General features: G+C 58.8%; 19 protein-coding genes and 1 pseudogene. 11 read left to right on the top strand and 9 right to left on the bottom strand.

What is annotated here, in order from left to right; translation table 11 throughout:
- Window positions 1-126: 126 nt before the first annotated feature.
- Window positions 127-1,170 (bottom strand): uroporphyrinogen decarboxylase, encoded by a 1,044-nt coding sequence (gene hemE, locus AC2FJC_RS22530; protein WP_496741839.1) that lies wholly within the window; start codon window positions 1,168-1,170, stop codon window positions 127-129.
- A 107-nt stretch (window positions 1,171-1,277) separates the two neighbouring features.
- On the opposite strand from hemE, the gene hemC reads away from it, so the two are divergent.
- Window positions 1,278-2,237, top strand: a complete 960-nt coding sequence (hemC, locus tag AC2FJC_RS22525; RefSeq protein ID WP_496741837.1) for a hydroxymethylbilane synthase — start codon at window positions 1,278-1,280, stop codon at window positions 2,235-2,237.
- 228 nt (window positions 2,238-2,465) lie between these two features.
- Here the strand turns inward: hemC and AC2FJC_RS22520 are convergent, their stop codons facing one another.
- The 7 genes and pseudogenes from AC2FJC_RS22520 to AC2FJC_RS22490 all read right to left on the bottom strand — a co-directional run bounded on the left by AC2FJC_RS22520 (window position 2,466) and on the right by AC2FJC_RS22490 (window position 10,431).
- Window positions 2,466-3,743, bottom strand: a complete 1,278-nt coding sequence (locus AC2FJC_RS22520; RefSeq protein WP_496741835.1) for an aspartate aminotransferase family protein — start codon at window positions 3,741-3,743, stop codon at window positions 2,466-2,468.
- A gap of 1 nt (window position 3,744) precedes the next feature.
- Window positions 3,745-4,848: a mandelate racemase/muconate lactonizing enzyme family protein gene (locus AC2FJC_RS22515; RefSeq protein ID WP_496741833.1), complete on the bottom strand. Its 1,104-nt coding sequence runs from the start codon at window positions 4,846-4,848 to the stop codon at window positions 3,745-3,747.
- Window positions 4,845-5,951, bottom strand: a complete 1,107-nt coding sequence (locus AC2FJC_RS22510) for a mandelate racemase/muconate lactonizing enzyme family protein (protein ID WP_496741831.1) — start codon at window positions 5,949-5,951, stop codon at window positions 4,845-4,847. The genes AC2FJC_RS22515 and AC2FJC_RS22510 overlap by 4 nt, the downstream gene beginning before the upstream one ends.
- Complete coding sequence (locus tag AC2FJC_RS22505) at window positions 5,948-6,232, bottom strand: cupin domain-containing protein (RefSeq protein WP_496741829.1); 285 nt, start codon at window positions 6,230-6,232, stop codon at window positions 5,948-5,950. The genes AC2FJC_RS22510 and AC2FJC_RS22505 overlap by 4 nt, the downstream gene beginning before the upstream one ends.
- An 88-nt stretch (window positions 6,233-6,320) precedes the next feature.
- Window positions 6,321-6,899, bottom strand: a complete 579-nt coding sequence (locus AC2FJC_RS22500; protein WP_496741827.1) for a dimethylsulfonioproprionate lyase family protein — start codon at window positions 6,897-6,899, stop codon at window positions 6,321-6,323.
- A pseudogene (locus AC2FJC_RS22495) lies at window positions 6,896-7,960 on the bottom strand (alcohol dehydrogenase family protein). Before AC2FJC_RS22495 ends, AC2FJC_RS22500 begins: the two are co-directional and overlap by 4 nt.
- A gap of 17 nt (window positions 7,961-7,977) precedes the next feature.
- Window positions 7,978-10,431: an FAD-dependent oxidoreductase gene (locus AC2FJC_RS22490; protein WP_496741825.1), complete on the bottom strand. Its 2,454-nt coding sequence runs from the start codon at window positions 10,429-10,431 to the stop codon at window positions 7,978-7,980.
- 68 nt (window positions 10,432-10,499) lie between these two features.
- Here AC2FJC_RS22490 and AC2FJC_RS22485 point away from each other — a divergent pair, with 68 nt between their 5' ends.
- Genes AC2FJC_RS22485 through AC2FJC_RS22465 form a run of 5 tightly spaced genes read left to right on the top strand, consistent with a single transcriptional unit; the run spans window position 10,500 to window position 14,476 of the window.
- On the top strand, window positions 10,500-11,387 hold the full coding sequence (locus AC2FJC_RS22485; RefSeq protein ID WP_496741823.1) for a MurR/RpiR family transcriptional regulator: 888 nt from the start codon (window positions 10,500-10,502) through the stop codon (window positions 11,385-11,387).
- A complete protein-coding gene (locus AC2FJC_RS22480) occupies window positions 11,384-12,472 on the top strand; it encodes an aromatic ring-hydroxylating oxygenase subunit alpha (RefSeq protein WP_496741821.1) in 1,089 nt (362 codons plus the stop codon). The genes AC2FJC_RS22485 and AC2FJC_RS22480 overlap by 4 nt, the downstream gene beginning before the upstream one ends.
- A 19-nt stretch (window positions 12,473-12,491) precedes the next feature.
- Window positions 12,492-13,310 carry a hypothetical protein gene (locus tag AC2FJC_RS22475; RefSeq protein ID WP_496741820.1) on the top strand — a complete coding sequence of 273 codons (819 nt, stop codon included), beginning with the start codon at window positions 12,492-12,494 and terminating at the stop codon, window positions 13,308-13,310.
- 24 nt (window positions 13,311-13,334) lie between these two features.
- Window positions 13,335-14,075 carry a sulfotransferase-like domain-containing protein gene (locus tag AC2FJC_RS22470; protein ID WP_496741818.1) on the top strand — a complete coding sequence of 247 codons (741 nt, stop codon included), beginning with the start codon at window positions 13,335-13,337 and terminating at the stop codon, window positions 14,073-14,075.
- A 17-nt stretch (window positions 14,076-14,092) separates the two neighbouring features.
- Window positions 14,093-14,476: a carboxymuconolactone decarboxylase family protein gene (locus AC2FJC_RS22465; protein ID WP_058273646.1), complete on the top strand. Its 384-nt coding sequence runs from the start codon at window positions 14,093-14,095 to the stop codon at window positions 14,474-14,476.
- Between the two features lie 68 nt (window positions 14,477-14,544).
- On the opposite strand, the gene AC2FJC_RS22460 is transcribed toward AC2FJC_RS22465, so the two are convergent.
- Complete coding sequence (locus tag AC2FJC_RS22460) at window positions 14,545-15,147, bottom strand: helix-turn-helix domain-containing protein (protein ID WP_058273647.1); 603 nt, start codon at window positions 15,145-15,147, stop codon at window positions 14,545-14,547.
- Window positions 15,148-15,294: 147 nt separating this feature from the next.
- Between AC2FJC_RS22460 and glyA the strand changes: the two genes are divergently transcribed.
- The 5 genes from glyA (at window position 15,295) to AC2FJC_RS22435 (ending at window position 20,800) form a co-directional block, all read left to right on the top strand.
- Window positions 15,295-16,548 (top strand): serine hydroxymethyltransferase, encoded by a 1,254-nt coding sequence (gene glyA, locus AC2FJC_RS22455; RefSeq protein ID WP_496741816.1) that lies wholly within the window; start codon window positions 15,295-15,297, stop codon window positions 16,546-16,548.
- Between the two features lie 11 nt (window positions 16,549-16,559).
- Window positions 16,560-17,942 (top strand): dihydrolipoyl dehydrogenase, encoded by a 1,383-nt coding sequence (gene lpdA / locus AC2FJC_RS22450; RefSeq protein WP_496741814.1) that lies wholly within the window; start codon window positions 16,560-16,562, stop codon window positions 17,940-17,942.
- 14 nt (window positions 17,943-17,956) lie between these two features.
- Window positions 17,957-18,901 carry a lipoyl synthase gene (gene lipA, locus AC2FJC_RS22445; protein WP_496741812.1) on the top strand — a complete coding sequence of 315 codons (945 nt, stop codon included), beginning with the start codon at window positions 17,957-17,959 and terminating at the stop codon, window positions 18,899-18,901.
- A 25-nt stretch (window positions 18,902-18,926) separates the two neighbouring features.
- Window positions 18,927-20,297, top strand: a complete 1,371-nt coding sequence (locus tag AC2FJC_RS22440) for an alanine/glycine:cation symporter family protein (protein WP_496741810.1) — start codon at window positions 18,927-18,929, stop codon at window positions 20,295-20,297.
- An 80-nt stretch (window positions 20,298-20,377) separates the two neighbouring features.
- On the top strand, window positions 20,378-20,800 hold the full coding sequence (locus AC2FJC_RS22435; protein WP_496741808.1) for a universal stress protein: 423 nt from the start codon (window positions 20,378-20,380) through the stop codon (window positions 20,798-20,800).
- Window positions 20,801-20,905: the final 105 nt, after the last annotated feature.

Genomic DNA, 20,905 nt, shown 5'->3' with positions numbered 1-20,905 from the left:
ATAGATTGCTCATGATACACCTCTGAAACTCAGTGGCTTGAAGCATGCAACAGAGACAGCAGCAACAAAATTAATGGATCCAGAACCTAGGGTGAATTGGCGAAAGGCCAAGAGGGGCTGGCCCCTCTACACCTCCCGCCACGACCGCACCGTGTCGATCATCAGCTGAACGTTATCGGGATCGGCATCGGGTGTGATCCCGTGGCCCAGATTAAAGATATGCGGTCCTTTCGAGAACGCCTCGACAATCTGACGCGTCTCATCCACCAGCGCCTGTCCGCCGGTCACCATGTGTGACGAGGCCAGATTGCCCTGAACGCAGCCATCCACCTGCACATGCTCGACCGCCCAATCTGGCGACACCGAATTGTCCAGCGCGACACAATCCACGCCGGTGGTCTTGGCAAAACCTTTGTAACCATCACCTGCTTCGCGCGGGAAGCCGATCACCGGGATACCGGGATGGCGCGCTTTGATGGCCTGTGTAATCACGCGGCAAGGCTCGACCGCGTATTTCTGAAACGCGGTGCCCTTCAACGACCCCGCCCAGCTGTCAAAGATTTTGACCACCTCCGCTCCGGCCTCGATCTGGGCCGAGAGATACTCGATCGTTGCCAGTGTGATCCGGTCCAGCAACGCCTCGAACAAGGCCGTGTTCTCTTCACGCAACGCGTGGGCCGGGCCTTGGTCGGGTGTACCCCGCCCGGCAATCATGTAGGTCGCCACAGTCCACGGCGCGCCTGCGAACCCGATAAGGGTGGTCTCAGATGGCAATTCTCGCGAAAGGATTCGGACAGTTTCGTACACCGGCGACAGGGTTTCATGGATATCCGATACCGGTGTCAGCGCATCGAAATCAGATTGCTGATTGATCGTCGACAACCGCGGCCCCTCACCTGTGACAAACCACAGATCCGCACCCAGAGCTTGCGGCACCAACAGGATATCCGCAAACAGGATCGCTGCGTCGAACCCGTAGCGGCGGATCGGCTGTAACGTCACCTCGGCCGCCAACTCGGGGTTATAACACAAAGACAAAAAGTCCCCGGCCTGCGCCCGGGTTGCGCGGTACTCCGGCAAATAACGCCCTGCCTGCCGCATCATCCAGATCGGCGGCACGTCCTGTACTTCGCCAGCCAGCGCCCGCAGCAGTTTCTTTGTCTCGGCCATCTTTGTCCCCAATCGTCAGGTTTGCCGCAACGGGTCGTGCCTCAGTGGCAATTTGTCAAGCTCTGCCCCCATTGTCAGGGCAATGTGACGCGACTAAAGCTGTGCCCATGACTTTGACCCTGCCAACCCCCGCATCACCGCTCAAGATCGGCACTCGTGGCTCACCGCTGGCGCTGGCGCAAGCTTATGAAACCCGTGAGCGACTGGGCAAAGCCTTTGATCTGCCCGAAGACGCGTTTGAGATTGTGGTGATCAAGACCATTGGTGACAACCGCGCCATGATTGATGCGGACCGCCCGCTGAAAGAGATTGGCAACAAGGGCCTGTTCACCAAGGAAATCGAAGAGGCGGTGCTGCGGGGCGATATCGACATCGCAGTGCATTCAACCAAGGACATGCCGGTTGAACAGCCAAAAGGTCTGGTCCTGGACACGTTTCTGCCGCGCGAAGATGTGCGAGACGCCTTTATCTCACCCAGCCTGAGCTCGATTCGTGACCTCGCGCAGGGTGCAGTTGTGGGCACCTCATCGCTGCGGCGGCGGGCACAATTGCTGAACCGTCGCCCGGACCTGAATGTGGTGGAGTTCCGGGGCAATGTTCAAACGCGCCTCAAGAAGCTGGCAGATGGTGTAGCCGATTGCACGTTTCTTGCCATGGCGGGCATCCGGCGTCTGAATATGGAGGAGGTTCCCGCAACCGCAATCGCCGTCGAAGATATGCTGCCCGCCATCGCCCAGGGCACGATCGGCATCGAGCGCCGTATCGACGATTCCCGTGCAGCCGAAATGCTCGAGGCCATCCACCACGCTGAGACCGGGCAGCGTTTGGCGGCGGAACGCGCATTGCTGGCCGCTTTGGACGGCTCCTGCGAAACGCCGATCGCGGGTTTGGCAGAAATAAAAGGTGATCAACTACGCCTGCGCGGTGAGGTTTTGCGCCCCGACGGATCCGAATCCATATCCGAGGACACCTCAGGGTCGGTCGCAGATGGCCCTGAAATAGGTCGCGCCATGGCAGAATCCCTGCTGAAACAGGCAGGTCCAGGCTTTTTTGATTGGAAAAAATAAAAAAGTTTATGAAAAGTGAACTACTTCACTGAGACAGTGCCGTCGATGGTGCATAAAGTATTCATACCGGTTGTGAAGTCGGGTCGGTCTCGAAATAGTCGAAAGTTTTTTTAGTCCGTTCTCTTTTAAGTGGTATTCGAGGGGGCGAGACCAGACCCTGAAATCCAACCAGTTAGGGCCGCTGTCAGAAATGACAGCGGCCCGCTTAATTTTATGGCCTTTTGGCCCTCAGGCTGCGCTGATCGCCTGAACCGCTTTCTCAACGGCCATCCGCGTCTGATCCAGATCTGCTTGGGTCAAAGCCAGAGACGGATAGAGTTTGCCGGGGGCTTTGAAAATCCCATGTGCGCGCAGCGAATCGTTGTAGATGGCGTTACGGCGGGGGTCATCATGTTTGGCGCTGCGGTAGTCGCGACAGTCCGCATCGGTGAAATAGATGTCGAACAGCGTTTCGTCCCCGCAGATCTGATGCGGGATGCCAGCCCGGGTCAGCGCATCCATCTGCATCTGTTGAAGCTGGGCACCGATTTCACGCAGATGGTCATACATGCCGTCGCGCCGCAAAACCTCCATTGTCTTCAACCCGGCAGCCGATGCGACGGGGTTACCCGACAGCGTGCCCAATTGCATCAGCCAGCCTACCTCGCCTACTTTCGCTTTGTCGAAATGCTGCATGATCTCGGTGCTTGCGCCCAGCGCCGCCAAAGGGAAGCCGCCGCCGATGATTTTGCCTAAGGTGCAGATATCAGGCGTCACGCCATATTTCTCTTGCGCACCGCCATAGGCCAAACGGAATCCGGTGACGATTTCATCGAAAATCAGCAAAACACTGTGCTTGTCGCAAAGATCGCGCAACCCCTGAAGGTATCCGGGTGCCGGAGGAACAATTCGTTGCAACGGCTCAACCATGATAGCGGCAACGTCATCATGCTCGGCCAGTAGATTAGCCACCGCATCAAGATCATTGAAGGGCGCGATCAGCATCTGCTCGGCCACACTGTCGGGAATGCCCGCGCTGTCCGGGACAGCTTGGGGGAAGTTGACGTGGCGGCTGGGGGCCAGACTCATCTGTGCTTCGGCGCTCATCCCGTGATAGCCGCCTTCGAATTTCAGGATCTTGCTACGGCCAGTATAGGCACGGGCCAGGCGGATGGCGTACATATCCGCCTCCCCCCCCGCGGCCACAAAGCGGATCTGCTCGCAACACGGCACCGCGTCAACGATGGCCTCGGCCAGTTCGATGCCTCGGGCGTTGTTGGCAAAGAAAGTCATGCCCTTGGGCAGCTGTTCCAGCACGGCTTCTATGACTTCGGGGTGACCATGGCCCAGCAGCATCGGGCCCGAACCGATCAGGTAGTCCACATATTCATTGCCGTCTTCATCCCAGACATGGCTGCCCTCGCCGCGCGCGATGATGATTCCGGGATCGAAATTACCAAACCCACCGGCGGGCAGTACCTCATTCGCGCGGGCGATCCATTCGGATTGGGTGTTGATTTTCAGCATCTCAAACGATCTCCAAAATTGGCGGACCAAGAACCTCTGGGTCTGGCACAACACCTAACCCCGGTCCTTCGGGTGGCGCAATCCGGCCGTTTTCACGGTTTGGTGCGTCGGGGCAAATGCGGGGTGACACATACGATGACAGGTCGCACGTGTTCATCAGTGACCCGTGCGGGGTCGAGGCCGCAAAATGCAGCGAAGCGGCGGTGACTATATCCGAGCCCCAGGTACATTCGGCACAGATTTCGGCCCCGAAATGCACAGTCAGATCACGCGCCCGGTGCATGGCCGACAACCCGCCAAACTTAGACAGTTTCAAAGCGACGGCATCCATGCAGCCCAACTCATGCGCGCGCCGCAGCGACGCCAAATCATGGGCGTTCTCATCGATTTTCATTGGCAATCCAGTGGCCTGCCGAACCGCCGCACAGTCCTCAAGTGTTTTGCAGGGCTGTTCCAGCATCACATCCAAGTGGGCCACCGCCCTGCCCGTTCGCGTAGCTTGCAGGCGTGACGCACCGCAGTTCCAGTCGCCATAAACCAGAGGCCCCCGTCCCACGGCCTCACGCACTTTGGTCAAACGCTCGGCGTCGGCCTGCCAGTCGCCTTCGACCCCCAGCTTGACCTGAAACTGGCGAATGCCGGTCTGGTAAGCCGTCTTGGCGATCCGCGCCATATCATCCGGTGCGACGCAGGTGATCGAGTGGTACAGCGGCATGTCCTTTCGTGTCCGCCCACCCAGCAACGCATAGACCGGTTGACCCGTCGCTTGTCCGAACAAATCCCAAAGTGCGATGTCGACGAGTGACTTGGCATAGAGATGCCCCTGCAGGAACCCGTCCAGTTTTCGCATCGGCGCATCTACCCCGAAGGGGGACATGCCCAGAATCTCGCGGCCCATCTCTGTCACTGCGCCCGGCACTCCGCCCGCAAACGCTGGCAGGTAGTGCGGGATAGGGCAGACCTCGCCCCAACCCCTCAAGCCTGTATCTGTCTCAAGGCACAGGATATGAGAGGTCACGGTCGCGCAGGTCTTACCCTCGGCCATGTGATAGGTCTCATGGCTGGTCAGATCGACGGCCCAGAGCGTTATCCTGATGATCCTCAATGATAAACCCCGACAGGATCGCCCAACGCATCTTCGTCAGGGTGCAAACCAAGTCCCGGCGTTTCCGGCAAATGCAGATGGCCATCGATGTTTCGTGGGCCTCGCCCGCCAGCGACATCGACGGTGATCATGTCCTGACAAGCCCAGACCGCGTGACAATTATCGTCCGGAATGGTGGCCGCCAGATGCAGCGCCTCGGTATCGGCCAGAACCGAACCACCGGTGGCCATCACGAACATGTCGATTCCATTTGCCAGCGCGATGTCCCGGATCCGCGCCGCCTTGGTCAGGCCGCCGACACGGTTCAGCTTTATTCCGAACACCTCAGCCAACCCTTCGCGGGCAATGCGGGCGGCGTCTTGCAGGGTCACAAGACTTTCATCCACCGAAACGGGTGAGGCATGGCGGCCCGAGATCGCGGCGATATCGTCCAGCGACTCGCAGGGCTGTTCAAACATCACATTCAGGTCCTCACAGGCGCTCATCACCCGCAGGGCCTGCTGCCGGGTCCAGCCGCGGTTGACGTCATAAAGGACGATCTCGCCGGGGCGTCGGATGCTTTCGACATCGCGGACGCGCGCAATGTCGCGTTCTACATCCCCACCGATTTTAACCGAATGCGCAACGTAGCCGCGGCTGCGATAGCGCTCCATCACTTCGCGCGTTTCTTCGACGGTCTTCGCACCGACCGACGAGGCAATCGGGCGCGGCGTGCGAGACCCGCCGCCCATCAGATCGGCGATCGGCAGGCCCGCCGCCTGACCCGCAATATCCCAGCAAGCCATATCAATGGGGCTTTTGGCATAAAGATGGCCAGGCAGAGCGATATCCATCGCCCGTTCGACATCCAGCACCCGTCGCGGATCAAGGCCAAGAATGAATGGCGCCATCGTCTCAATCCCGGCGCGAATACCCGGCCCGTGTGCCGGGACATATGTGTGGCCCCACGGAGTACCCTCGCCCCAACCGGTCAGACCTGAATCGGTTTCGATCTTTACAATCGTTGCGTCGAGCGTTTCAAACTTCAACCGCCCACCAGACAGCCAATACGGATGCTCAAGCGGTAGGTCGACATGGTAGACTGAAAGACGAGTGATTTTCATTTCAGTTCCACTTCAACAAAGGTCATCGGCGCGTCCCCGGCATTGATCACGTTGTGTTCGACACCCTCGTCGCGGCGATAAGTTACTCCCGCAGCAACCGTTACTTCATTGACCGAACCATCGGGCAGTTCCAGCTGCATATGGCAATCGGTTATGGCGGTGATGACGTAGTCCATTGCGTGGCGATGCCATCCCGTTTCGGCCCCCGGTGCAAAGTCAAACCGCGTCACACGCACGCGGGCGTCATCAATCATCTGAGTGGCTTCGGCTTGCGGTCTCATAAACGGAACTCCTCAATCGGCATACTGGGCCATTTCCCAACACAGGCATGCCCACATTGGGATGGCCAGATAGGTATCGGAATGGTTTTCATGCCGCATCCATTTGTGGCAAATCGTTCAATCCTTGTCCTCGCCACAGAACGAAAGCCAGAATTGGCTCGTCGGTTGTTGTCATTGCGTGACTTTGCCAGCTGCAGTGATGTCGTGTCTGATTGGGGCCGACATAAGCCTCGTCTTCTTCGACGCGGAACATCGCCCCACCGCTTACGATCAGATAGAGTTCTTCGGCCTGATGGCTGTGCCAATCATAATTCAGGCCCGCCCCCCAGTAAGCGACGTAGCTGCGCATTTGGGTCGAGTGGAAATGCCCGGTTGGGCCGAACAGCTCATAATAGCCATAGCGATTAAGGAAATCGGCTCCGACCTCTTCCTCCGTATAGGTGTGTTTCCACTGCGCCAGATGTGCGGTTGCCCTGATCGCGTCTGAAAGGGATCGCGTTGCGTGCCCGGTCGCGAAGTCAGTTTGCTGAATCAGTTCGACGGCAGGGATTTGGTTTGGCTCCTGATCCGTTGGCGTCAGGTCATCAGGCCAGGCTCCGAATTCTGAAAGCTCAGGATGTGATTGATGCATCTGTCGGGCAGCTTCGAGAACGTCGTCCATCGTCATGGGATCACCACGATGTTGCCGGTGTGCTGCTTGGCAATGAAAGCGGCTTGCGCTTCGCGCAACTCTTCCAGCGGAAATGTCGCGGCCAGGGCGGGCTTGATCTCACCGGCCTCGATATACTGAACGATGTTACGCATCACCTGCGGATCAATCACGGTAGAGCCGGTGAAGGTCAGGTCACGCAGGTAGAATGTGCGCAGGTCAAATTCGACCATGGGCCCGGCAATCGCGCCCGAGCATGTATAGCGCCCCCCACGTTCCAGAATGTCGATCAGGTTGGGCCAGTAGGGGCCACCAACCACGTCGGCTACAACGGTGACCTTTTCATTGCCAAGCGCCGCACGCAGGTTTTCCGGAGCGCGTGGCAGGATCATGTCCGCGCCCAGTTTCGCCACGTCTGCGTGTTTCGCCTCTGACGCCAGTGCAATGACTCGGGCACCCCGGCGTTTGGCCAGTTGCACCAAGGCACCGCCAACCCCGCCCGAGGCTCCGGGCACCAGAACCGTGTCAGTGTCAGTTACATTTGCGCGGGTCAGCATGCCTTCGGCGGTCGAATAGGAACACGAGAACGTGGCCAGTTCGGCATCCGACAGGTCGGACCAGATCGGCACCGCGTTGACCGCCAGGGTTGTGGCGTATTCAGCAAAACCACCGTCCCGTTCCGAGCCGAAATAGCCCGTTTTGTCCTTATTGCCCGGATCAGACGGGTCGCGCAGCCAGCCATCGGTGATAATGCGTTGACCGATCAGCCCGGGATCGACACCGCCACCCACGGCGACGATTTCCCCGCAGATATCTGCCCCTTGGATTCGGGGAAAAGTGATGGGCGCGCCGCCCCATGTCGGATCCTCGTCACTGACTTCCGCGAATGCGTCGCCCGTCGTCGCATCGGTCACGGCTTTTGAGTACCAGCCGGACCGCGTATTAACGTCCGTGTTGTTTAGCCCTCAGGCAGCGACTTTGATCAACACCTCGCCGGCCGCGGGTTCCGGGCGCGGCCAGTCCTTATGCAGCACCATTTGCTCTAAGCCGCCATGGCCCATTGTGACCATGGCCTTCATTTTGTCAGGCAAGCTCATTATGCAGTCTCCAAAATAGCGTCGGTGCGGGGCAGCAGGCTTTGCGGATCATAAGCAGGTTCGCCCAGAACACGGGCCGCGCGGGGTTGGCCATGAATCACGACCTGTAACTCGGTGCCAGGGGCAGCAGCCTCGGGCTTGATGTACGCAAAGGCCAGGATCTTGCCGACCGTGTGCCCATAGACGACTGAGGCTGTTGAACCCACTACACGTCCGCCCAGCATCACCGCTTCTCCACCGTGGCCGTCAATTTCACCATCCGGCTCAATTTCGAGATAGGCACACACCCACGGCAAGTCAGTGTTCAGGGTTTTGTCTTTGCCCAGATACTCTTTGTCCGTACGCGCAAAGCGCAGCACATCAGCCTCGGCCAAAGTGACCTCGTTGGTCAGCTCGCCCGCGCCCTTGAACCCCTTCTCCATCCGCATCACATTCATGGCAAAGCTGCCATAGTCGGTGATGCCATGTGCCTCACCCGCGGCCCAAAGCGCGTTGTAGACGTCAAGACAGGCGGCATTGGGCATGTGAAGTTCCCATCCCAGCTCACCTGCATAGGACATGCGGAAAGCCCAGACCTTGTGGCCTGCGATGGTGATCTCCTGCGCGGACAGCCAGCGGAACCCGGCATTGGTCAGATTGGCATCGGTGCAGCGGGACAGTACGTCGCGTGACCGGGGACCGTTCAGCGACAAGGCCGACCAGTCGGTGGACAGCGCGGTAATCTGTACATCCTCACCGGCACGCTCGTGTGCCAGATGATCCAGTAGGCGCTGTTCAAAGAAGGCCGCACAGACCAGGTAGAAGCGGTCCTCGGCCTTGCGGACAATCGTCGTTTCCAATTCGATCCGCCCGCGTCGGTTCAACATATGGGTCAGCGTGATCGAGCCCACCTTTTGCGGCATCCGATTGGCGGTCAACCGGTCCAGCAGGGCGTGGGCGTCTGGGCCCGAAACCTCGACCTTGGTGAAAGCGGTGACATCCATGATGCCGACCCGTTCGCGCACCGCATTGACTTCAGCCGCGACCATGTCGTCTGCCGGTGTGCGGCGGAAGGAGTAGTGATCGTGCTGCTCAACCCCATCCCGCGCGAACCAGCGGGGGCGTTCGAACCCATGGACCTCTTCATGCACTGCGCCTTTGGAGTTCAGCAGCTCATACAGCGGCGATGGCTTGATCGGGCGGCCTTCCAGACGATTGAAATGCGGGAAAGGGATTTCATGGCGCAGGCAGTAGTCTTCCTCGGCCTTGATCACCTGCCAATCCTTGGTGGCATACGCCCCAAACCGGCGCGGGTCGAATTCGCGCATCGAGATATCGGCCGCCCCATGCACCATCCAGCGCGCCAGTTCGCGGGTCAGACCTGGCCCCCAGCCGATGCCGATCTGCGTCCCGCAACAACACCAATAGTTCCGAACACCCGGCGCTGGCCCGATCAGCGGGTTGCCGTCGGGCGGGTGCGAAATCGCCCCATGCACGTCACGTTGAATGCCCAGATCAGCAAAGATCGGCATCCGGTTCAGGCTTTCTTCAAGCCAGGGCATCACCCGGTCGTAATCCGCATCGAACAGCCAGTTCTCGTATTCCCAGGGGCAATGATCATGCCAGACCGAGTTCGGGTTTTCTTTTTCGTAAATCCCGATCAGGCCGCGCTGCTGCTCCATCCGGATGTAGCCCGAGACCTTGCGGTCATCGCGGATCACGGGCAGTTCCTTGTCCAGATTCTGGAAGTCGGGCACCGGCTCGGTCACGAAGTAATGGTGGGTCATCGAGGTCATGGGCAGTTGCAGCCCCGACCATTCGCCCATCTGACGGGCATAGGTGCCGCCAGCGTTCACCACATGCTCACAAGTTATGGTGCCCTGTGCGGTCTCTACCACCCACTCGCCATTCTCGGCCTGCGTAATGTTGGTGGCGCGGCAGTTGCGGAAGATGCGTACACCCTTTTGCCGCGCTCCAGTTGCCATTGCCATGGTGACGTTGGTCGGGTCCACATGCCCGTCATCAGGCGTGTGCAGTGCACCCAACACGCCTTCGAGATTGTAGAACGGGTGCAGTTCGGCCACCTTTTCAGGTCCGACTAGCTCAATGTTGAACCCCAGCGACCGGCCCACCGACAGGGTGTGGCGCAGCCAGTCCATTTCATCCTCGGTATAGGCCAGACGGAACGATCCGCAGCCATGCCACGTCACCGGCTGGCCGGTTTCGGCCTCCAGCTGGCCAGAATACAAGCTGATGTTGTAGTCGACGCATTTACCCAACCCAAAACTGGACGTCGAATGCGTGATCTGCCCAGCGGCGTGCCAGGTGCTGCCGCTGGTCAGCTCGGCCTTTTCAAGCAGGACGGTGTCGTCGCCCCATCCTTCATGCGCCAGATGATAGGCCAGACCGACTCCCATGACACCTCCGCCTACGATCACCACGCGGGCATGCGACGGCAGATTCTTCTCGGACATGATTTTTCCTCTTCCCGAGTCGCGTTTCTGCTCGACAGGCTAATTCCACAAATGTACCATCGTCAATCATGAATGACACAAATGTATCATCAACTGTTCTGGATCGCCTGTCCGAGGAATGGGACGCCCTTACGCCCGAAGCGCAGAAGGCCGCGCGTTACGTGCTGGAAAACCCAACCGATGTTGGAGTTTCTACCGTGCGAGAGATCGCCGAGGCGGCGAAAGTCAAACCCAACACGTTTGTCCGCATGGCGCGGCAGGTGGGGTTCGAGGGCTACGAAGATTTTCGCGCCCCGTTCCGGGATGCGATCCGGCAGGGACGAGTGTCATTTCCGGACCGCGCCCGCTGGTTGCAGGACATCGGCAAGTCAGGGGAACTGGGCGGCCTCTATGCCGATATGATCGGCGCCGCGATCCGCAATATCGAAGAAACCTTTGCCGGGATCGACGCCGCAAACCTGAAGGCCGCGGCCGAGGAAATCTGGAATTGTCGCCAGATTTTCACACTGGGTGTGGGCGTCAACAATTCTAACGCGCGAAACTTCACCTATCTGGCCTCAACCGGCATGAAGCAGTTTCACGCCATCCCGCGTCCCGGCTCTACTCCGGTGGATGATCTGGCATGGGCTGACCAGCAAGACGTATTGATCGCGATCACCTGCCACCCCTACCGCACTGAAGTCATCGACGCGATCAAACTGGCGCGGCAACAGGGAATGACCGTCATCGGAATTTCAGACAGCCCGGCCAGCCCGGTGATCCTGAACGCACAACACGGTTTTGTCGTTGCCGCCGACACACCACAGTTCTTTCCGTCCTCGGTTTCGACCATCGCCTTGCTGGAAACGCTGCTGTCCTTTGTGATTGCCGTTTCCAGCGATGAGATCGTCGAGCGGGTAGAACGATTTCACCGGCGCCGCCACCAGCTTGGCCTCTACGCGGAGGAACCCGAATGAACGCACCTCTGACGCATTCACTGGACGCCCGGTATTACACTGACCCAGCGATCTTCGAGCAAGAGATGCAGGGATTACTGGCCCGAACGTGGCAATTTGCAGGTCACGTCGCCCAGGTGCGCGAGACAGGGGATTACTTCACCTTCGAGATTGCTGGACAGAACCTTTTTTGCATTCACGGCCGCGACGGGGAAATCCGAACTTTTTACAACGTCTGCCAGCACCGCGCACATGAGATGGTGACGGGCGCAGGCAACACTCGGGTCGTGGTCTGCCCCTACCATGCCTGGACTTATGAGCTGTCCGGTCAATTGCGCGCCGGGCCGAACATCAAATCTGTACCCGGCTTTGACCGCAGTGCCATCTGCTTGAACTCGGTTCGGACCGAGGTGTTCAACGGATTCATCTTCGTCAATCTCGACGATGACGCCGCGCCGATGGATGAATGGTACCCCGGCGTGCGCGAGGAAATCCGTGCCTTTGTTCCGCATATCGACGATCTGGAGCCACTGGAATGGGTCAAGATCCCCGAGAACTGCAACTGGAAGGTCAGCATCGAGAACTACTCGGAATGCTATCACTGCCCGACCAACCACCCGACCTTTGCGGAAGGCGTGGTCAAGCCCGAGACCTATGACATCCAGCCCGACGCAGGGGGTGGTTATGTCCTGCGCCATACGACAGAGTGTCAGAGCCTCGACAAGATGACCTACCCCATCGATCTGTCGGTGCCCCATGCGGGCGATTATCAGTCGTGGTTCCTGTGGCCCATGTTCTCGTTCCAGTGCTACCCGGGCAATGTGCTCAACACCTATCACTGGCGCGCGGTCGATGCCGACCGCTGCACCGTCTGGCGCGGCTGGTACACCGAGGGCGGCTCGGAAAGCGCGGTGATCCGGCAACTGGCTGTACAGGACCGTGAAACCACGGTCGAGGAAGACATCCATCTTGTCGAAAGCGTTCACCGCGGCCTGAAATCCCGTGGCTACAGCCCCGGGCCGCTGGTTCTGGACCCAAGATGCGGCGTGATGTCCGAACACTCAATCGCGCGACTTCAGCAATGGATGCGCGAAGCTGTGGATTAATGACCGAGGTGACCCACCCATGTTGATGCCCGAAGACTGGCGCCCGGAACACAAGCTATTCCCCCATCAAGTTGGGTTTACCAGCCCACCTTTTGATTTCGATGCGGCCCCGTCAGACTTCCTACGCATGTGCCCTGAAACGGTCGGTGTGCATGGCTGGATGCTGCACGTCCTGAACTACGTGCACGGGTTGGACCAGCGGAAACAGAACTTCGGCATGCTCGAGGATTTCGTCCATTGTATGTCCCGCAACGGCGTCGATGTTTGCGGGCAGGTCGGTTCGAACTGGGTCCACGCCTGTGGGTTAGGCGTCGAAGGGGTCCGGCAGCATTGCGCGGATCTGTCGGACAAGTACGGTACACAGTTCCACATGGCCGGTTACGCCATGGTCGAAGCGCTGCGCGAGATGAATGTTGAAAAGGTCGCCCTGAACGCGGCCTACCACTGGCCTGAATGGTGGCGGGGCACCGTCGGATTTCTAAAAGAAGCCGGGTTCGACGTGCTGTATGCCGGTAATTTCCACGATCAGGGATGGTTCAGCAGCCAGGAGGAGGTCAATTCCTACCGCTGGGTTTTTGACGGTGATATCGCGATGAAAAGCTTCGAATACGTGGCCGAGCAGGCCCCGCAGGCCGATGCGATCCTGATCAACGGCATGTGCAATTTCCGCACGGGGCCGAATGGCCTGCCACAGCGCCCCTTGCATCTGGCGGATACGCTTGAGGCCGCGCTTGGCAAACCGGTGATCGGCCACGACATCGCGCTGTACTGGCGCATCTTCAAATCCCTCAACCTCGCGCCGGAAACACCCCGCGGGCAACTTCTGGGGCGGCTATAAACTTCACTTCAAAGGATCATCGACATGAACAAAGTCCTCGCGCTCTGGGCGGTGCCCCGCTCTACGTCCACTGCTTTTGAATGGATGATGCGACAGCGCGGAGATCTGGATTGTCTGCACGAACCCTTTGGCGAAGCGTGGTATCAGGGTGAAGACCCGCTGTGGCACAGGTTCCAGCCGGAGGATGTGACGACACCGGGCCTGACACTGGACACGGTTTGGGCCGACATTCAGGCGCGCGCGCAGAACAGGCCTGTCTTCATCAAGGATTTCCCGCATTACATCAATCACATGTGGGACGCCGAGTTCCTGTCGAATTTCAACCACGCCTTCCTGATCCGCGATCCGGCAAAAACGATAACCTCAATGTACAAACAATGGCCCGACTTCGCCGAAGGTGAGGTCGGCTTTCCAGAACAGCGGGCCCTGTTCGATCTGGTTACAACCCTGAACGGCACGCCCCCACCTGTCATCGACAGTGATGACCTGCTGGAAAACCCGCACGCCATGACCGAACGCTTTTGCGAAGCGGTCGGCATCCCGTTTCTGGAAGGCGCGTTGAGTTGGGAACCCGGTGGCGACCCATCCGCGCACTCTTGGTGGGATGGCGGGTCGTTCCACGCCAATCTGGCCAATTCGACGGGGTTGGCTCCGCAGCCCCGCAAACATATCTCGATCTCGGACGCGCCGGATCGGGTCAAACAGGTGTACCGCCGGATGAAACCCCACTACGACCACCTGTACAAACATCGGCTGACTGGCTGATACACCGGAGAGAAGACATGGCAGACATTTTTGACGAGGACCTGTTTCTGAAAGGCCTTGAACAGCGCAAGAACACGCTTGGTGCGGAATATGTAGAAAAGAACCTAGCAGCGGCCGATGACTTTACTCGCCCGTTTCAAGAAGCGATGACGGCGTGGTGCTGGGGGTTTGGCTGGGGCGATGACGTGATCGATGCCAAAACGCGATCGATGATGAACCTGTCCATGATCGGCGCGCTTGGGAAGATGCATGAATGGGAAATTCACTGCAAAGGTGCGATCAACAACGGCGTCTCGCCCGAGGAAATCCGAGCCATCATCCACGTGATTGGCATCTACTGTGGCGTCCCGCAAGCGCTGGAGTGTTTCCGCGTTGCCCGCAAGGTACTGGGCCACACCTGACCCGGTGACCGTCTTATCCAAAAAAGCGGCCGCTGGGGCCGCTTTTATTCATGCCTTGTACGTCGTGCTTATTCGAGTGACACCCACAGCACTTTCGCATCTTCCTCACTGGTCGAAATGCACCCGTGCCCCATCCCGCTGTCATAATAAAGCGAGTCACCAGCCTTCATCGGCAGCGGGCGGTAATGCTCTGACACAAAAATCAGCTCTCCGCTGATGACATACATGAACTCTTCGCCCGTATGCCGAATCCAGTTTTCGAACTCTGACAGGTCGCGGGCTTTGATTGTCGCGATATAAGGCAGCATCCGCTTGCTGGTCAGCTCGGGACACAGCAATTCGTGCAAATAGGTCGGTGTGCTTTTTATCTCGCCTTCACCTTTCGGAGTAAAGTCGCGCCTTCCCGAAATCCCCGATTGCCCGGACTGCAGAAACAGCTGCGGCGTGCTCATATCCAGCGCCTGCGTCAGCCTGCGCACGATGTCGAAACTTGGCCGCGTCTGGTTGTTTTCGATCTTCGATAAAGTGGACCGACCGATTCCCGCCGCGCGTCCGGCTTCCTCCAAAGTCCAGCCTTTTGCACGTCGCGCATCGCGGATGGAACGCCCCAGAACCTCACCTTCGTCCTGATCTTCCGGTGAGGAAACATCACCGCGCGTTTCGTCGCCCATAAAAATCTCCCTGTTTTACCAGAGGTTACAGATTTCCCTCAAACCACACAACTTCACAAATGTGAGATATATGTTGCTTTAGCTGCACGAATTCCACTATAGGAAACAAAATTTCGTACTGAGGATTCGGTGCCTGAGGAGGAAACCATGTTCAAAACGTCGCTTACCGAAGCAGATCCGGTTGTCGCTGCGTCAATTGCGCGAGAAGGCAAACGTCAGGCTGAACAGATCGAATTGATCGCGTCCGAGAATATTGTCTCGCAAGCTGTGATCGACGCGCAAGGGTCAGTCCTGACCAACAAATACGCCGAAGGGTACCCTAGCCGTCGCTACTATGGCGGCTGCGAATTTGTAGACGAAGTTGAATCCGAGGCCATCGACCGTCTGAAACAGTTGTTCGGCTGCGAATACGCCAACGTTCAACCCCATTCGGGCGCGCAGGCAAACGGCGCTGTTAAATTGGCCCTGCTCAGCCCCGGCGACACAATCCTGGGCATGTCACTGGATGCGGGTGGCCACCTGACGCACGGTGCCAAACCAGCACAATCCGGCAAGTGGTTCCGCCCGGTTCAGTACGGCCTGACCGATGCCGGTCTGATTGACTATGATCAGGTCGAAGAACTGGCGAAAGCCGAAAAGCCGCAACTGATCATCGCTGGCGCATCCGCCTATTCGCAAAAGATCGATTTCGCCCGCTTCCGCGCCATTGCGGATGAGGTCGGCGCTTGGCTGCTGGCGGATATGGCACATATCGCCGGTCTGGTCGCAACCGGGCTGCACCCCTCGCCTATCGGCCACGCGCATGTGGTTACCTCGACCACACATAAAACCCTGCGCGGTCCGCGCGGCGGGATCATTCTGACGAATGACGAGGCGCTGGCGAAAAAGATGAATTCGGCCGTATTCCCCGGCCTTCAGGGCGGCCCCCTGATGCATGTGATTGCCGGTAAGGCTGTCGCGTTTGGCGAGGCGCTAAAGCCCGAATTCAAGGACTACATGCAACGCGTTGTGGATAGCGCATCGGCGCTGGCAAACGTCATGATGGCGCGTGGATGTGACATCGTTTCGGGCGGCACGGAAAACCACCTGATGCTGGTCGATCTGCGCCCGCTGGGCGTGACCGGCAAAGACGCAGAAGCCGCGCTGGAGCGTGCCGGTTTCACCTGCAACAAGAACAGCGTGCCGGGCGATCCGCAAAAACCTACCGTGACCAGCGGTATCCGGCTGGGTACCGCAGCAGGCTGCAGCCGCGGGTTTGGACCGGAAGAGTTCAAACAGATCGGTCACCTGATCGGCGACGTGCTCGAGGCCTTGGCCCAATCCCCCGAGGGCGACGCGAAGATCGAAGCCGAAACCCGCGAAAAAGTCCGCGCACTCTGCGCCAGCCACCCGATCTACTGAAAGACCGTTCAATGAGTATCTACGACCTAATCGTCATCGGGGGCGGACCCGGCGGATATGTTGCAGCAATCCGCGCAGCACAACTGGGCATGAAAGTCGCCTGCGTTGAAGGCCGCGGTTCGCTTGGCGGAACCTGTCTGAATGTGGGGTGCATACCCTCCAAAGCGTTGCTGACCTCCTCGGCTAAGTATGCCGAGCTTGCACATCTCTCCTCCCATGGCATTGCTGTCGAGGGGGCCAGCATCGACCTGAGCTCGATGATGGGTCGCAAGGACAAGATCGTCGGCGATCTGACCAAGGGCATTGCGTTTCTGTTCAAGAAAAACGGCGTCGATCTGGTTGAGGGCTGGGCCAGTATCCCCTCTGACGGGCAGGTCAAAGTTGGCGACGATGTTTATGAAGCCAAAAACATCCTGATCGCCACCGGTTCCGAGCCAACCCCGCTAAACGGGATCGAGATTGACGAGCAGGATATCCTAAGCTCGACCGGAGCGATCGCGCTGGATGCTGTTCCCGAACATCTGGTGGTCGTCGGTGCTGGCGTGATCGGCCTGGAACTTGGACAGGTCTGGTCCCGATTGGGCGCGAAGGTCACGGTTGTTGAGTATCTTGACCGCATTCTGCCCGGAATCGACGGCGAGATAGCAAAACTCGCACAGCGCGCCCTGTCAAAGCGTGGCCTGAAGTTTCAGCTGGGGCGCGCACTGAAAACCATCGACAAAACCAACGTTGGGCTGACGCTGACATTGGACCGGGTCGGCAAAGACAAGGAAGAGGTGATCGAAGCCGACAAGGTTCTGATCGCCGTCGGACGCCGCCCCGTATCGCGCGGGCTTGGGTTGGAAGATCTGGGGATAGCCCTTGACCCGCGCGGCTTCATTCAGGTGGACACGTCGTTCCGCACCTCGGTTCCCGGCATCTATGCGATTGGCGACTGTGTCCCCGGCCCGATGCTTGCCCACAAGGCCGAAGAAGACGGCGTCGCCTGTGTCGAAATGCTGGCCGGTGAAACCGGGCATGTGGACTACAATACCGTTCCTGGCGTTGTGTATACGGACCCCGAGGTCGCTTCGGTCGGTTTGACAGAGGAAGCGCTGAAAGAAGCCGGGTCCGAATACGCTGTCGGCAAGTTTGCCTTCATGGCCAACTCACGCGCGCGTTCGACTGGCGAGACAGACGGAGCCGTCAAAGTACTGGCCGACCCAAATGGCAAAATCCTGGGCGCGCATATCTGCGGCGCACATGGCGGTGACCTGATCGCCGAGCTGGTTCTGGCCATGACCAAGGGCGTAACCGTCGGCGAAGTCGCCTCAACCTGTCATGCGCATCCGGCAATGGGCGAGGCCGTCAAGGAAGCCTGCCTGGACGCCATGGGCCGCGCAATCCACGCCTGAGAGGGAACAGCCAGATGACCATCCAGCTTCGCACCCGCCATCCGGAAAAAGCCAAAAAGGCCGACAGCGTCATCCCGCGAAAGCCCAAGTGGATTCGCAAGAAAAAGGTCGACGGGCCCGAATATTACGAGACCCGCCGCCTGATGCGCGACCACAATCTGGCAACGGTCTGCGAAGAGGCCGCCTGCCCCAATATTGGCGAATGCTGGTCCAAGCGCCACGCCACCATGATGATCATGGGCGAGGTCTGCACGCGCGGCTGTTCCTTCTGCAACGTCTCCACAGGACGCCCCGATGCGCTGGACGTGTTTGAACCGGGCCGCGTCGCGGCAGCTGTGAAGAAGCTGGCCTTGCGCCATGTGGTCATTACATCCGTTGACCGCGACGATCTGGCGGATGGCGGAGCCGAACATATCGCCCAGACAATCCGCGCTGTGCGTCATCAGAACCCCGAAACCACGGTCGAGGTTTTGACCCCCGACTTTCTGGGCAAAGGCAGCGCTGCCGATGTTGTTTTCGACGCCGCACCGGATGTGTTCAACCACAATCTGGAAACCGTCCCGCACTTGTATCCGACGGTGCGCCCTGGCGCGCGCTACTACACATCTCTGCGCCTCCTGGACGATGCAAAACGCGCCAACTCCGAGATTTTCACTAAATCCGGCCTGATGGTTGGGCTGGGCGAAAGCCTGAACGACGTTCGACAGGTGATGGACGACCTGCGCGCCGCACAGGTCGATTTTCTGACCGTGGGTCAGTACCTGCAGCCGACACCAAAACACCACCCGATTGACCGGTTCTGGTCACCGGAAGAGTTCGCCCAACTGGAACAGATCGCAAGGTCCAAGGGCTTTTTGCATGTGTCGGCGACACCGCTGACACGTTCGTCGTTCCACGCCGACGAAGATTTTGCCGCCCTCAAGCAGGCCCGCCAGCGGGCCATCGCCAACGGGGCATAAACCAAACGCAAATGGGAGGGAAACCATGGAAGCGTTAAATTCAATCGTAGGAGCCATCAATGGCGTCGTATGGGGGCCGCTGATGCTGGTCCTCATCCTTGGCGTCGGCTTCTTCCTGCAGGTAGGGCTGAAATTCATGCCGATCCTGCGCATTGGCACAGGCTTCAAGCTTTTGTTTGCAGGCCGTGAGGGTCAAGGCGATGGGCAAATCAGCCCGTTCAACGCGCTGATGACTTCGCTGTCGGCGACCATCGGTACGGGTAACATCGCCGGTGTGGCCACTGCTGTCTTCCTGGGCGGTCCGGGCGCCTTGTTCTGGATGTGGATGACCGCCCTGGTGGGCATGGCCACCAAATATGCCGAAGCCGTTTGCGCGGTGAAATACCGTGAAAAAGACGAGCTCGGTAACTTTGTTGGCGGCCCGATGTACTACATCAAAAACGGCCTCGGCGCAAAATGGGCCTGGCTGGGCGTAGCATTTGCCCTGTTCGGTGCAATCGCGGCCTTCGGCATCGGTAACGGCGTACAAGCCAACGGTGTTGCTCAGGTTCTGGAATCGAACTTCGGCGTGAACACCTCGGTCACTGGCGTTGTTCTGATGGTGCTGACCGCAGCCGTTATTCTGGGTGGCATTACCCGCATCGGTGCGGTTGCCGGTAAATTGGTTCCGGCCATGGCAATTGCCTACATCATCGCTGGCCTGCTGGTTCTGATCATCAACATCGGTGAGATTGGCAACGCGCTGTCGCTGGTCTTCACCTATGCCTTCACTCCTTCGGCGGCCGAAGGTGGTTTCGCAGGTGCAGCCGTATGGGCCGCGATCCGCTTTGGTGTGGCACGGGGCGTGTTCTCGAACGAAGCCGGTCTGGGTTCGGCTCCGATTGCACACGCAGCAGCCGAGACCAAAGGTCCGGTCAACCAGGGCCTGATCGCGATGCTGGGTACGTTCATCGACACCATCATCGTCTGCTCGATCACTGGTCTGGCGATCATTTCGACAGGCGCATGGACCTCGGGTGAATCGGGCGCTGCCCTGACCTCACTGGCATTTGCGACCTCTCTGCCGGGCGGCGGTCACTTGATCGCAATCGCACTGTCGATCTTTGCCTTCACCACCATCCTTGGCTGGTCGTTCTACGGCGAGAAATGCGTCGAGTTCCTGCTGGGCGTCAAATCCCTGCTCCCCTACCGCATCCTGTGGATCATCGCGATCTACTTCGGCGCGACTGCGGATCTGGGCTTTGTCTGGCTGTTGGCGGATACGCTGAACGCCATGATGGCTATCCCGAACCTGATCGCCCTGGCCCTGTTGAGCCCGATCGTCTTCAAACTGACGAAAGAGTTCTTTGCCTCGGGTGGCAAGTCCGAAGAACCGGGCGGAACACCTGCCGAGTAATCCGGCCCCAAAAGAAAACAGGGGGGGCCGCGCCGGCCCCCCGCATTCAAACAGAATTCCATATCTCGAGGAGAGACGTGATGGCCACGAAAATCCTGCTGCCTATTGACCCCACTGACGAACGCTCGTGGAAATTGGCCCTGCCGACCGCATTGGAACAAGCAAAGTTCTACGGTGCTGAACTGCATGCGGTTGCCGTCATTCCCGAGATCATCCAGCTGCCGAACCTGCCCGCCAACTATGGCGCCGGTGCCAAGGAGCACGTGCGTAATGCGGTTCAGGCCATTCTGGATCATGCCAATGCCTCCGACGTTGCAATTCACATCGAAGAAGGCAGCGTCTACCGCGAAATCCTGAAGCTGGCCTACAAGGACGGCTTTGATCTGATCGTCATGGCGTCGACCAAAGGCGATTTCCCGAACTATGAGATTGGCCCGAATCTGGCCCGTGTCGTGCGCAACGCGCATTGCACCGTCATGGTTGTTCGTGACCAGTCCCGCTGATTGAAAGGCTAGAGATATGACCGATTTAAAACGCACCCCCTTGTATGACTTGCACGTCGAACTCGGCGGTAAGCTTGTTGATTTTGCTGGGTGGGAGATGCCTGT

It is taken from the genome of Ruegeria sp. CDSB117, from assembly GCF_059611005.1.
This window is presented reverse-complemented; position numbering and strand designations above follow the sequence as displayed.

What these genes read in the sequence shown, in the direction of transcription:
- AC2FJC_RS22480 (WP_496741821.1), top strand. Translation starts at nt 11,384, where the DNA reads ATGAACGCACCTCTGACGCATTCACTGGACGCCCGGTATTACACTGAC.
- AC2FJC_RS22470 (WP_496741818.1), top strand. Translation starts at nt 13,335, where the DNA reads ATGAACAAAGTCCTCGCGCTCTGGGCGGTGCCCCGCTCTACGTCCACT.
- AC2FJC_RS22435 (WP_496741808.1), top strand. Translation starts at nt 20,378, where the DNA reads ATGGCCACGAAAATCCTGCTGCCTATTGACCCCACTGACGAACGCTCG.
- AC2FJC_RS22485 (WP_496741823.1), top strand. Translation starts at nt 10,500, where the DNA reads ATGAATGACACAAATGTATCATCAACTGTTCTGGATCGCCTGTCCGAG.
- AC2FJC_RS22520 (WP_496741835.1), bottom strand. Translation starts at nt 3,743, where the DNA reads ATGCTGAAAATCAACACCCAATCCGAATGGATCGCCCGCGCGAATGAG.
- AC2FJC_RS22440 (WP_496741810.1), top strand. Translation starts at nt 18,927, where the DNA reads ATGGAAGCGTTAAATTCAATCGTAGGAGCCATCAATGGCGTCGTATGG.
- glyA (WP_496741816.1), top strand. Translation starts at nt 15,295, where the DNA reads ATGTTCAAAACGTCGCTTACCGAAGCAGATCCGGTTGTCGCTGCGTCA.
- AC2FJC_RS22460 (WP_058273647.1), bottom strand. Translation starts at nt 15,147, where the DNA reads ATGGGCGACGAAACGCGCGGTGATGTTTCCTCACCGGAAGATCAGGAC.
- AC2FJC_RS22465 (WP_058273646.1), top strand. Translation starts at nt 14,093, where the DNA reads ATGGCAGACATTTTTGACGAGGACCTGTTTCTGAAAGGCCTTGAACAG.
- AC2FJC_RS22475 (WP_496741820.1), top strand. Translation starts at nt 12,492, where the DNA reads ATGTTGATGCCCGAAGACTGGCGCCCGGAACACAAGCTATTCCCCCAT.
- hemC (WP_496741837.1), top strand. Translation starts at nt 1,278, where the DNA reads ATGACTTTGACCCTGCCAACCCCCGCATCACCGCTCAAGATCGGCACT.
- AC2FJC_RS22500 (WP_496741827.1), bottom strand. Translation starts at nt 6,899, where the DNA reads ATGACGATGGACGACGTTCTCGAAGCTGCCCGACAGATGCATCAATCA.
- AC2FJC_RS22505 (WP_496741829.1), bottom strand. Translation starts at nt 6,232, where the DNA reads ATGAGACCGCAAGCCGAAGCCACTCAGATGATTGATGACGCCCGCGTG.
- lipA (WP_496741812.1), top strand. Translation starts at nt 17,957, where the DNA reads ATGACCATCCAGCTTCGCACCCGCCATCCGGAAAAAGCCAAAAAGGCC.
- lpdA (WP_496741814.1), top strand. Translation starts at nt 16,560, where the DNA reads ATGAGTATCTACGACCTAATCGTCATCGGGGGCGGACCCGGCGGATAT.
- AC2FJC_RS22510 (WP_496741831.1), bottom strand. Translation starts at nt 5,951, where the DNA reads ATGAAAATCACTCGTCTTTCAGTCTACCATGTCGACCTACCGCTTGAG.
- hemE (WP_496741839.1), bottom strand. Translation starts at nt 1,170, where the DNA reads ATGGCCGAGACAAAGAAACTGCTGCGGGCGCTGGCTGGCGAAGTACAG.
- AC2FJC_RS22490 (WP_496741825.1), bottom strand. Translation starts at nt 10,431, where the DNA reads ATGTCCGAGAAGAATCTGCCGTCGCATGCCCGCGTGGTGATCGTAGGC.